Raw genomic sequence first — 12,043 nt, forward strand, 5'->3', positions numbered from 1 at the left:
CTTCTCCCTTCCTTACTTCTCTTTACTTTTCATCCTGTATAACCATATAGTTGTATATACATTCGAATATCATATCGACATTCGTCTCAAACACCTCATCAATGAAAGTATCTCTGTTCTGTGCCATGCTGTAAATGGTTTTGAAAAAATTAATGATAATCCGGATATCAAGGTCCGGGCGGATACCATCTATACAGGCCAGATACTGCTGCACTTCCAGTTCATCGTGTTCCTTGCTGAACAATCCGTCTTTTGTCCTGTGCGATTTTAACCATACCCAGTCATCCAGCGTAAATTCCATTAAAATATTATTTTCTTTCCGGAATGATTCCCGGAAAATCCGGACTGCCTGTTCCAGAGTAAGTTTTCCATAAGATTTCACTCCTGAAATCATCTGCTCCTTCCAGACTTTCTCCTGTTCTTCGATCAAGGCTGACACATATGTTTCCTTTGATTCAAAGAAATGATAAAAGGTTCCTGTTGCAATCTCTGCTCTTTCTGCAATCAGGGATACTTTCATCTTCTTCAATCCTACTTCACGGATCAGATCATAGCCAATCGTAAGCAGACTGTTTCGAATTACTTTTCGCTGTTCTTCTGTAAAATTGGCCGGCATTTTATTCCCCCTATCATATACGCCAGTGAATATTTTATTATTTTATTCACTGCAATAAATATACCACTGGAAAGAACTCCAGACAAGTATTACTATATTTTATGAGAAAAATTATCTTTTTCCTATACATGGTAGAGTGGGCGGATGAAATTTTCATCCGCCCCTCATCAAACCGTGCATGAGGTTCTCCCTCACACGGCTTTCCGACATTCTTCTTTCTACAGCATTACGTCATGCTCTAGCCATTTTCTTTAATCCTTTTTCATAAATGCTATTTCTTACAAATCCCACCTTTGACATACGATTACGTCTCTGGTGTTTCTTGTTATACCATCTTGTAAAAGTGCAAATAATGTACCAGTCTAGAGCCTGCATCCACTTTTCGTTTCTCTTGGTGGAATAATAATTCTTCCATCCTGTGATTTTCGGATTCAGATTCTTTATTAAATCCTCTTCCTTTGCAACTAGCAGACTTCGTCTATTTACATTCCTCTTGACTTCGGCTTTCATTTTCTTCATGGCTTTTCTGTTTGGGTACTGATACGTTTCCTTGTACAGTTGTCCTTTGCGTGTTTCCGTTGTCATTCTTCTGTGGTGCATTCCGAGAAAGTCAAATCCCTCTTTTCCGTCCCACATGCTGACTATCTTTGTTTTCACTGGATGTAGCTTTAAATCCAGTTTTACCATGATATACTGCAATAAATTCAGTGCGTGATTTGCACTTTTCTTATTCTTGCAAATGATTACCGTATAACTGTTATATTTTGTTATCAAATTCTCTGTAAACCCTTGAAAACACTGGATTTGTCGCAGGTGAGCTTTCCCTTATTGTTTCCCTTGTGTTATATCTTCCCATATAAGTTTACGAACTCTGATAAGGGAAAATACAAGGGCAAGAAAATTATATAAAACAGTATAACACAAAATAAAAGTGACATGGTGAACTGATTGAAATGCTTCTGATTTTTGAAACTGATGATTGAGCGATAAGGAGATAAGATACGATGAGAACAATATTTGCAGAATACAATCCACAGTGCAACAGTATTGATGTTTATACCAGTGCAGGCTATATGCTTCGCATTGACTGTTGGGAAGCAGAAAAGAATTTAAGAACCACACCCGGATCAGATTGTGCTTTGACGTTTCTTGCAATTGATGAACCATTAGAATATGCAAGGTTATATCTTGATGGAAATTTGCAGATGTGGGTAGATGCAGAAGATTCTTTAGAACTTTAATAGTTAAAAGGCATAGGGTAGATATTCGTAGCAGCAGACATTGTAGGAATATGTATAAACTGGCATGTATGCGGTGCTGTGGGAAAGAATCTGTCCTTATCTGCCTGATAGAGCGAGTCGGTGGCAGTCTTATCCGCTCATCTATGAGCCGTTTTTCATCCTCCGTGACATAAAAATTCATCTAGATATTCCGTTTTCGGTTCGCCATGCACTGTCTCCGTTCTTCATAAGAGTTTGGGATTATCCTAACAAGCATTCTTCATTTTCGGGCAAGAAACCTGAAAATACGAAAAATCGCAAGCGTGTATTCGCTTGCTGTGCTTTCCATCGAAGCCTTACCTTCTATTTTCTATCTACTAAATACTACAATCTGGAAAATGGTAAAATGGCTATATCCGTAAAGAAAAGCAGAAAAATGCCACGACTGAAACTCCGTTGTAGAGTGATCTGTCGTGGCATTACATTGTGAATTTATTTTTGCTGAGCCATTTTCCGATATTCAATCGGCAGGAGGCCTGTACTCTTGCGAAATAATTCCGCAAACCGGCTAGAAGTAGAGTAACCGATCATTTCCGCAATCTGTCCCATTGTGAAATCCGTATCGATCAGCAAATGCTCTGCCTGGCTCATGCGGCGCTGTTGAATGTACTCTGTGATCGTGCAGCCTTGCAGCTGCTTAAAAGATGTTTTCAGCTTAGTGGTTCCCATACAGGCGATTTTTGCAAGACGTTCTAATGGAATATCAAAAGCATAGTGGTCATTGAGATAAGCAATCACATTTTTCAGTTGCGCCACATCCTGCTCGGACAAACGTTTCTCTTTACGGGACAGAATTTTTTTCTGTTCTTCCACGACAAGAGATACGGCCTCGGCTACTTTCGCTTCATAGAATAATCCTGCGGCAATCCCATCCCCACGGTAGACCTTTACTTCATGGAGCAATTTAGCCATAGCTGGGAAATCTGTTGTCTGATCGATCTGCCGGAAAGCTGCAAGCGGGCTGATATAATCCCCTGGATATTGCTTTTGGAGATAATCCTCATAGTATGCCGGCATGACTTCGATACCGATGGAACGGATGGGGATTTTTTTGTGGATCAGCGCCTTGTATGGCTTATAACCGCCGATAAAGGCTTTAATACATCCGGCAGACATCCGCCGATAGGGATTTAATTCCTCCCCGGAGATAGATTCATACTGGGTAATGCTTAAGGCTTCTGGCAGGTTAAATTCCATGAAGAAATCTTCGTGAAAATAGAAATCGTGGATTTTAATGTCGTACAGGTCTTTTTTCGCATAGACCCAGTAAAGGCCTTCCCCAAATTCAGGCGATAACCGCCAGCATTGTCCGGCAGAATTGAAGCGGTTATTGCTATCTACCGGGATAAAATGGTTATCTGTTAAAAGCGGCTCATAGTAATCCGCAATAATGCTATTGTTCAAATGACGGCCTCCTTTGAAACGATTGGACGGAGCTTTGCAATGAAAGGACGAAGATGCCCGGAACGTATTGCAGACCGCCCGGAAAGTTAGTATCATATAGACCGTGGTTAGCAGCAACTAATCATAATATAACAGATTTCAGGCGGTAGGTCAACCGTTCTTGAAGCAGGAGGAAAAAATATGAGTAATCAAGTAAATGCAAAGGCAGGATTGTCCGTCAAGGACTTAGTAACAACAGGGATTTTCACCGCACTTTTGTTCGTATTCATCATGGTGGGTGGCGTCTTTTTTGCTACCAACCCGATGCTGACCTTTTTCATGCCCGCCGGGAGTGCTCTGCTTGCCGGGCCGGTTTATCTGCTGATGATCGCAAAAGTACATAAGCGCTGGAGTATCACGATCATGGGCGTTATAATGGCCATCATCTGGTTTGTCACCGGTATGCACTGGGCGTTTGCGCTGGGCTATCTCATTATGGCCGTCGTAGCGGATTTTGTCGCCGGTACAAAGCAGTACAAGAGCAAGAAAATCAACAGCCTGTCCTATATCCTTTTCTCCCTGGGCGGAACAGGGTCGTACCTTGTTTTCTTCGCTGATCCCCAGGGCTGGGCACAGACCATGTTGGGAAATGGAACCGAGCAAAGCTATATCGACACCATGCAGGCGACCGCAAACGCGGGAATCTTTATCGCCATGTTTGCCGCTCTCCTTGTAACAGCTTCTATCAGTGCATTTGTGGGCTGCAAAATGCTGAAGAAGCAGTTTGAAAAAGCAGGTATTACAGCATGATGGGTAACACCGTCCAGAAAGGGCTTTGGCTTGACCCGCGGGCCAAGCTCTTTCTTATTTTAATGTGCGTACTGTGTTCCATGTTCGCACCTTCCCTTTCGTATCAGTTTGCACTTGTCCTGCTGATTGCTGTATTGGGAGTGCTTTGCGGAAAGTGGAAATATTCCATAAAAGGGGTCTGCTTTTATGCCGTGGTCTGTGTACTGACGGTCTGGATCATGGCGGCCATGACGGGGACGCTACGGACCATGTTTGTTGCGTTCCTTGGACTGTACCATAAAGTTTATGCTTGTGGGATGCTGGCAGGGATTGTCCTGTCCACAACGAAAGTCAGCGAGTTTTTATCTGCCATGAACCGCATCCATGCCCCGAAAAAATTTGTCATCACATTTGCGGTCATGCTGCGCTATATTCCAACTATCCAGGAGGACTGGCATTTTGTTAAGGACGCCATGCGGATGCGGGATGTATCGCCCTCCCTGGGCGGATTCCTTTCCCATCCGGGGATGACGGTAGAGTGTATTTATGTGCCGCTGATGATGATGGCCTCCAAAGCAGCGGACGAGCTTTCCATTGCCTCTGTTACTCGCGGGATTGAGAATCCCAATCCCCGGACCTGCCTTGTCCAGATAAAATGCGGGATTGCAGATTGGATGGCGATGTTGATTGCTGTTGCTTTCTTTATTTTTGAATTATGTATGCGGGGAGGTGTGACCGGGTGATTGAATTTGAAAATGTATCATTTTCTTATGAGGGACAGGAGCATGGCGGTCTGCATGGAATCAGCCTGAAAATTGCAGACGGGGAATGTGTCTTGTTCTGTGGCCGTAGCGGGTGTGGAAAAACAACGGTCACAAGGTTGGTAAACGGCCTGATTCCACAATTTTACCAGGGAGAACTTCAAGGGCGTGTGCTGGTGGACGGACAGGAAATCAGCAACCTGCCCATGTATCAGATCGCCGCAAAGGTGGGCTCCGTCTTTCAGAATCCCCGGACGCAGTTTTTCAATGTGGATACGGACAGTGAGATTGCGTTTGGAATTGAAAATGAAGCCAGGCCGGTAAAGGAACTGGAGGAACGGGTAGAACAGACAACAAAAGATTTGCATATTGAAAAGCTACGGAACCGCAATATTTTTGAATTGTCTGGTGGGGAGAAACAGAAAATCGCGTTTGCGTCTGTCTATGCCATGAACCCGGAAATCTATCTGCTGGACGAACCATCCTCGAATCTGGACATGGCTTCCATCCAGGAATTGAAAGAACATCTGCGGCTGATAAAAAGCCAGGGGAAAACCATTTTGATTGCGGAGCACAGACTCTATTATCTGATGGAGCTGGCAGATCGCATTGTTTATCTGGAAGATGGAGAAATAGCAAGGATTTTCACGCCGGAGGAATTTCTCCGGCTGCCCGAAACCGAACGGGAACACATGGGGCTGCGGGCGGTTGATCTGGCAAGGGTGCTCCCTCCGGCCAGTCATCCGCCTATTTCCTCTCCCACATTAGCACTCCATGATGTTACTCTGCGCTATAAAAAACGGACGATTCTACACCAGATTGCTCTTTCTGCGGCAAAGGGGGAAGTCATTGGGGTGGTCGGTCATAATGGAGCCGGAAAGACCACGTTTTCTCGCGCCCTGTGTGGGCTTCATAAAGACTGTGAAGGCGCGTTCCTTTGGGACGACCAGCCGATGGAACACAAGGCGAGGTTGAAACGCTCTTATATGGTTATGCAGGATGTGAACTATGAATTGTTTGCGGAGAGTGTGGGGGCAGAATGTTCCTTCGGAATCCGAAACCCGGATCAAGATTTAGTAGAGGAAACCATGAAGGAATTGGGGCTTACAGCCTACCGGGAAAGCCATCCCAACACGCTTTCCGGTGGACAGAAGCAACGTGTGGCTGTGGCAGTCAGCATGATCTGTGGAAAAGATTTGCTGGTGTTCGATGAACCCACCAGCGGCCTGGACTTTGACAGCATGGCGCAGGTGGCAGGTCTGATAAAACGGTTATCCGAACAGGGGAAAATCATTTTTATTGTCACCCACGATTTTGAATTTGTCTGCCGTACCTGCTCCCGTGTCCTGCATTTTGATGAAGGGGAAATGCCGGATGACATCCCTGTTGTGATGGATTCCCTTCAAAAGCTCCGGGAACTGTTCTCTGTTTCAGAGAGAAAGGAGATGTGAAGTGATGAAACAGAAAAAAGAAAACTGGATTGCACTGCTGCTTCAATGGGCCGGTGAGCAAAAAATCTGGCTGCTGCTGGCAATCCTGCTGGCCATGGCAAGCGGCCTGTGTATCATTGTCCCGTATATCGGGATTTATCGCCTGATGGATGCCGCTTTCCAGCATATCTGCACAAAAGAGCTTGTCGTACAGACGGTAATGATGATCTCCGTTTCTGTGGCCCTGCGCTTTGTTTTATTCGGGTGTTCCGGTGTGGCGGCCCATAAAGGTGCTTACGGTGCTTTGTTCAAGGTGCGCTGCATGGTGGCGGAACATCTGGCAAAAGTCCCCCTTGGTACATTGAATGAGCGGCGGACCGGGGATATTAAAACGGTTCTGAATGAAGATATTGAAAAGCTGGAGTTGTTTTTAGCCCATAACCTTCCAGACCTTGTGTGCTATATGGTAGGGCCGGTAGCAATTTTCATTTATTTGATGACAGTAAATATCCCATTGGCACTGGTTTCCCTGGTGCCGTTGATTTTGGCCGTTGTGGTAATGGGGGTTATGTTTCGGAATACGGACGGTTTGATGGACCGGGCGAACCGATCCATTACAACGCTCAATTCCGTTATGATCGAGTATATCAGCGGCATGAAACTGATTAAAGCGTACAACATGGGGAGCAAATCGTTCCAGAAATTTTCCGGTGCGATCCAGGAAGAGAATGCCATGTGGAATGAAACCTCCCGGAGAATGGGGCCTCCTTATGCAACCTTTGTGGTTCTGATTGAATGTGGGATGCTGCTGATGGTTCCCCTGGGCGGGATGTTCTTTCTGAAAGGCTCCCTGGCGGCCAGTGCATTTTTGCTGTTCGTCTATGTCGGCTCCATGTATCTGACGGAGATCCGGCCTTTACAGGAATTGGGGACAAACTTTGCAAATGTCCTGGGCGCCATTACCAAAACAAAAGAAATATTGGATGTTCCTGTTTATGAAGGCGGAAAGGACTTCCCGAAAAACCATGAGATTGAACTTAAGAATGTACGTTTTTCCTACGATGGGAAAACGGATGTCCTGCAAGGCGTCAACCTCAAGATCAGGGATGGGGAGCGCATGGCACTTGTGGGACAGTCCGGCGCGGGCAAGAGTACCGTGATTGAACTGATCTCCCGGTTTTATGATGTGCAGGAGGGGGAGGTGTTGATTGGCGGTATCAATGTGAATGAACTGAACTACGATACCATTCTGAAGAATATTGCCATTGTATTTCAAAAGACATTCCTTACCCGTGACAGTGTCCTGGAAAACATCCGCATGGGTTCAGACGCCAGCCTGGAGGAAGTACGGGCTGCCGCCAGGGAGGCGCAGATTGATGACTTCATCATGTCACTGCCAGATGGTTATGACACAAAGGTAGGCAGCTTCGGCTCCCGTTTCTCTGGTGGAGAAAAACAGCGGATCGCCATTGCAAGGGCAATCCTGAAAAATGCCCCCATCCTGATTCTGGACGAAGCGACAAGCGCCTCTGACCCGGAAAATCAGATGGAAATTGATAAGGCCATCCAGAACCTCTGTAAAGGCAGGACGGTCATTGTGGTAGCGCACAGGCTGAGTGCCCTGAAAATGTGCGACCGTGTGGCTGTGGTAGAGAACCATACAATTACCAATGTCGGCACCCATGAGGAAGTACGGAAAGAGAACGCTTACTATCAGAAAGCATGGGAGGACTACGAAACAGCTCGGGGAATTACTTATCAACTGGAAGGAGGCGGGCAGAATGAATCCGAATAACGTATGGAAGAAGAACAGGGAGTTTTATATTGGCGTTGCCGGGACGGTTCTGGAGGGGTTGCTCTCTGGCAGTTTGTTCATGCTGCTTTATTCCGTCATGCGGTTTTTATGGGATGGTCAGTTTGACATGAATCGTATACTGGTACTAACGGGTATTATCGCTGTCATCTTCCTGTTCCGCATTTTGATATACAGCTATGGCTATACCAAAGCACAGATCGGCGGTGCCAGAGTCAGTAAAAATATCCGCCTGTTTATGGGCGACCATCTCAAGCGTATCCCGCTTTCCCGGTTTACGAGGGGGCAGACTGGCGATTATATTAATACAATTACCAGTGATGTAAATAATTATGAAAAAATTCTGACGCATAAGATTGGGGACATTGCAAAGAATTTTGCCTTGTCGCTGATGCTGATCGTTTTTGTGATGACGATTTACTTTCCTGCCGGATTGATTCTACTGACTGCTGACTTGCTTTTGATTCCCGGATTATGGCTTTCCTTCCGGCAGGTAGCGAAATATGGAAAAGAGAAGAACGATATTTGTGCGGAGAATGTCAGCAGCATTGTGGAGTATGTATCCGGTATCCAAACTTTCCGGGCCTATGGCGTTGGGGGTCTGAAAAACAAAACCGTGATCCATGCCATGCAGGAGTTTAGCAGGATCAGCTTTGTGTATGAAGCAAAGGTTCTCCCGATTGGTGCGGGATTCGGTATTTTGAGCTGGCTGTCCTGTCCGGTTGTGATCTGGACGGTCTATGGCCCCTGGGCAGCCGGAACTTTAGATACCGTGTCCTATCTTTTGATTTGTATGCTACCTTTGTTCTGTGCAAAGCTGGCAAATTCCATTTTTGTAGACCTCACCAGCTATAAGAATCTGATGATCTCGAAAAATAAAATCATGGCTGTGATGAAGGAACCGGAAGAAACCGGCAGCATGAAGTCGTTGCAGGCAGCCTCCCATGAGATTGTATTTGACCATGTGGACTTTTCTTATGTTCCCGGGGAACCGGTGTTAAAACAGGCTTCCTTTACTGTGCCGAATCAGAAGCTGACCGCCATTGTGGGGGATTCCGGCTCCGGCAAGTCTACCATACTGAACCTGATTGCAAAATACTATGAAGTATCTGGCGGCACGATTTCCATAGGGGGCAGACCGATCAATCATGTAGCTGCGGAACGGGTATTAGACCAGATTTCTATGGTGGATCAGGATGTGTTCCTGTTTGATGATACGGTGCGGGAGAATATCCGCTATGCCCGCCCGGATGCTACGGACGCAGAAATTAAAGCGGCCTGCCGGGAGGCAAACTGTGACGGCTTTATCCGCAAGATGGAGAAAGGTTATGATACGCCGATTGGGGAAAATGGTAATCTCCTGTCTGGCGGTGAACGTCAGCGCCTTTCCATAGCACGTGCCATTTTGAAAAACAGCCCAATCCTGCTGCTTGACGAGGCAACGGCCTCCCTAGACATTGAGAATGAACTGGCGGTAAAACAGGCGATTGCAAACCTGCTGAAAGAGAAAAAAACCGTGGTGATGATCGCACATACCCTGTCCATCGTAAAAAATGCCGATCAGATTCTGGTGGTTTCCGATGGTCGGATCACCGAAGCTGGTACGCACAAAGAATTGTTAGCAAAGGACGGAAAGTACGCTGCCATGTGGAATGCAGAACAGCAGTTTTCGCATTTTCGATATGAACAGGTTCACAAATCTTGATGCTAACGGAAATATTCGCTGGAATAAAATAGAGTAAGCGATGAATAACCACCCGTGTACGACTTCCAGGAGACCTCAGATAGGAAGGTCCCCTCGATTTTCCGGCAGTATTTTTTCTGTATCTGTTATTCCTGAACAATTTTCCTTTATGAATTCACTCCACGGCATCAGCTGCTTTATGCCTGCGGGCTCATTTTTATAGTCCGGCATATACAGCAAGAGTGTATAGAGATATTGATAAATGTTCAGGTTGTTTGCCTTGGCTGTTTCAATCAGGCTCATGACGATTGCGCTTGCATTTGCACCGTCAACTGTATCATGAAACAGAAAGTTTTTCCTCGCTGTTGCGTAAGACTTTGCCCTCCGTTCCGCTGCGTTGTTTGAAATCTCACATCTTCCATCAAGAAGATAGTTCATCAGTGTTTCTTTGTGGTTGAAGGCATAGTTTACTGCTTTTTCAAGTTTGCTTCCGCCTGTCGGATTCAGGCTTCCCAGCCATGACCAGAATTCATTCCATATTTCCGGTTCCTTTTCCTGGCGTTTCTGTTTCCGTTCCTCTGCAGGCAGTTCCTTATAGCAGCGTTCCAGGAAAAACAGACGGTTGCAGAAAGCTACTCCTTTTTCTGCCGGAAGAAGGCCGTTATCATCTGACATTCCGGAAGAAGGCTCTTTTAGTTCCTCTTCTGAATTGATATCCAGAAGCTTCAGCTTTTTCCGACGTCCTGTCGGGACAGCTTCATAAAACTTCCTGCGGCAGTGTGCCAGGCAGCATACCAGAACCACATCTTCAATCCTTCCATATGCGGAATAACCGTCACAGTGCAGCAGCCCTTTGAATCCGGACAGGAATTCGATCGGGTTTTCCCCGCCTCTGCCGGGCCGGTAATCGTAAAGCACGATCCCCGGAAGCCCATCGCTTTCACTCAGATAGATCCACATATTATGTGACTAGTTACATAATATGTGGGTCTACCGGTCAGGCTTCATGTATCCGGAACGTCAGATCATCCTTTATGAATACCAGAAGACACGGAATGCTTCACATCCCCGGAACTTTCTGAAAAATTATACCGGGATCTGTGTTACGGATGGATATCAGGTATACCATACCCTGGAAAAGGAACGGGAAGACCTGAGGATTGCCGGCTGCTGGGTTCACTGCAGGCGGAGATTTCATGAGGCGTTGGAAGTCATACCAAAGGCACACAGGGAAGAATCCATCCTGTATTTATTCATGAAACAGATACAAGCCATCTACCGGGAAGAGGGAAAGTTGTCCGGTATTCCGGCAGAGGAACGGCTCACCCAGCGTCAGCTGGTGGTAAAACCACTGGTGGATGCTTTCTTTGCGTACCTGAAGCAGAACGAAGCAAAGGTTCCCAAAAGCGGAAAAACAAGGGAAGCATTTACTTATGCTTTAAATCAGGAATGGTATCTTCGGGTGTTCCTGGATGATGGTGATGTTCCGATAGACAACAATGCCAGTGAACGGGCAATCCGTGGTTTCTGTATTGGAAAAAAGAACTGGGAGATGATTGACACAGTCAATGGAGCTACAAGTTCCGCAATCCTTTACAGCATAGCGGAAACCGCAAAAGCGAATAACCTGAAACCATTTGACTATTTTGAATACCTGCTGGCTGAGATTCCAAAGCATACAGATGATCAGAATACAGACTTTCTTGAAGAACTTTTGCCCTGGTCCAAAACATTGCCAGAACATATCCGGAAACCTAAGAAGGCAGACGATTAACGGCCGCTAAAAGCGGCCTGATATTTGTCAAGGTACTTGGGTTCTACCGTTTACGCCTAACATAATGCCCGCAGCGCAGAGAATGTATTTGCGATCGTTTCCCTAGCTGCCCTGTTTGAGATATCAGGCTGGATTCCGTTCATCCGGATTGTGATGACAGTATCAGGATGAATCCCCTCTCCACCTGCTGTTTAGGTTGGCGGGATACAGAATTTCTGCTCTGCGAAAGAAACCGGAACAACTTCCTGTTTCTGGGGAAGCGTATCCTCCCGTTCCGTGATTTCACATGCCTTGGCCCGCAGGCGGCGTATATGATAATAAAACTTGCTTGGCTGGATATGATGCTCTTCGCACCAGATTTTATCCGAAAGACCGCTGGTACGGCACTCATGAATAATATTTAGCCATTCCTCATCAGATCGGCGCGGATGTCTTTTCAAAGTAAATCACTCCCTAATTATAAGAATTATTTGGAGTGTTTTTTTACACAGGACCTTAATGATGTGAAGTAAA

The 12,043-nt window shown here is 45.9% G+C and carries 12 protein-coding genes; 7 read left to right on the forward strand and 5 right to left on the reverse strand.

Going from position 1 to position 12,043, the window contains the following annotated elements; all coding sequences use genetic code 11:
• Positions 1–22 precede the first annotated feature (22 nt).
• Positions 23–616 carry a TetR/AcrR family transcriptional regulator gene (locus I4V84_RS09560; RefSeq protein ID WP_148462656.1) on the reverse strand — a complete coding sequence of 198 codons (594 nt, stop codon included), beginning with the start codon at positions 614–616 and terminating at the stop codon, positions 23–25.
• A 231-nt stretch (positions 617–847) separates the two neighbouring features.
• Positions 848–1,390, reverse strand: a complete 543-nt coding sequence (locus I4V84_RS09565) for a group II intron maturase-specific domain-containing protein (RefSeq protein ID WP_243284063.1) — start codon at positions 1,388–1,390, stop codon at positions 848–850.
• Between the two features lie 230 nt (positions 1,391–1,620).
• Between I4V84_RS09565 and I4V84_RS09570 the strand changes: the two genes are divergently transcribed.
• Positions 1,621–1,857, forward strand: coding sequence for a DUF6061 family protein (locus I4V84_RS09570; protein ID WP_187566254.1), 237 nt, complete (start codon positions 1,621–1,623; stop codon positions 1,855–1,857).
• A 471-nt stretch (positions 1,858–2,328) separates the two neighbouring features.
• On the opposite strand, the gene I4V84_RS09575 is transcribed toward I4V84_RS09570, so the two are convergent.
• The gene (locus I4V84_RS09575; protein ID WP_008395299.1) at positions 2,329–3,300 is read right to left on the reverse strand and encodes an AraC family transcriptional regulator; all 972 of its coding nucleotides are present in this window, start codon (positions 3,298–3,300) and stop codon (positions 2,329–2,331) included.
• Positions 3,301–3,480: 180 nt separating this feature from the next.
• On the opposite strand from I4V84_RS09575, the gene I4V84_RS09580 reads away from it, so the two are divergent.
• Genes I4V84_RS09580 through I4V84_RS09600 form a run of 5 tightly spaced genes read left to right on the forward strand, consistent with a single transcriptional unit; the run spans position 3,481 to position 9,777 of the window.
• Positions 3,481–4,089 carry an MptD family putative ECF transporter S component gene (locus tag I4V84_RS09580; protein WP_008395298.1) on the forward strand — a complete coding sequence of 203 codons (609 nt, stop codon included), beginning with the start codon at positions 3,481–3,483 and terminating at the stop codon, positions 4,087–4,089.
• A complete protein-coding gene (locus I4V84_RS09585) occupies positions 4,086–4,811 on the forward strand; it encodes an energy-coupling factor transporter transmembrane component T (RefSeq protein WP_117485010.1) in 726 nt (241 codons plus the stop codon). Before I4V84_RS09580 ends, I4V84_RS09585 begins: the two co-directional genes overlap by 4 nt.
• Positions 4,808–6,280, forward strand: a complete 1,473-nt coding sequence (locus tag I4V84_RS09590; RefSeq protein ID WP_195991787.1) for an energy-coupling factor ABC transporter ATP-binding protein — start codon at positions 4,808–4,810, stop codon at positions 6,278–6,280. The genes I4V84_RS09585 and I4V84_RS09590 overlap by 4 nt, the downstream gene beginning before the upstream one ends.
• 4 nt (positions 6,281–6,284) lie before the next feature.
• Positions 6,285–8,054, forward strand: a complete 1,770-nt coding sequence (locus tag I4V84_RS09595; RefSeq protein WP_195991788.1) for an ABC transporter ATP-binding protein — start codon at positions 6,285–6,287, stop codon at positions 8,052–8,054.
• Complete coding sequence (locus I4V84_RS09600; RefSeq protein WP_195991789.1) at positions 8,041–9,777, forward strand: ABC transporter ATP-binding protein; 1,737 nt, start codon at positions 8,041–8,043, stop codon at positions 9,775–9,777. Before I4V84_RS09595 ends, I4V84_RS09600 begins: the two co-directional genes overlap by 14 nt.
• Before the next feature lie 75 nt (positions 9,778–9,852).
• Here the strand turns inward: I4V84_RS09600 and I4V84_RS09605 are convergent, their stop codons facing one another.
• Positions 9,853–10,716: an IS66 family transposase gene (locus I4V84_RS09605; RefSeq protein WP_195991790.1), complete on the reverse strand. Its 864-nt coding sequence runs from the start codon at positions 10,714–10,716 to the stop codon at positions 9,853–9,855.
• 22 nt (positions 10,717–10,738) lie between these two features.
• On the opposite strand from I4V84_RS09605, the gene I4V84_RS09610 reads away from it, so the two are divergent.
• Entirely contained in the window at positions 10,739–11,530 is a 792-nt protein-coding gene (locus I4V84_RS09610; RefSeq protein WP_330637238.1) for an IS66 family transposase, read from the forward strand.
• Between the two features lie 191 nt (positions 11,531–11,721).
• Here I4V84_RS09610 and I4V84_RS19925 read toward each other — a convergent pair whose 3' ends face one another.
• The gene (locus I4V84_RS19925; protein WP_226837924.1) at positions 11,722–11,970 is read right to left on the reverse strand and encodes a hypothetical protein; all 249 of its coding nucleotides are present in this window, start codon (positions 11,968–11,970) and stop codon (positions 11,722–11,724) included.
• Positions 11,971–12,043 lie beyond the last annotated feature (73 nt).

The organism is Ruminococcus sp. 1001713B170207_170306_F1 (genome assembly GCF_015668065.1).
Lineage (GTDB): Bacteria > Bacillota > Clostridia > Lachnospirales > Lachnospiraceae > Blautia_A > Blautia_A faecis.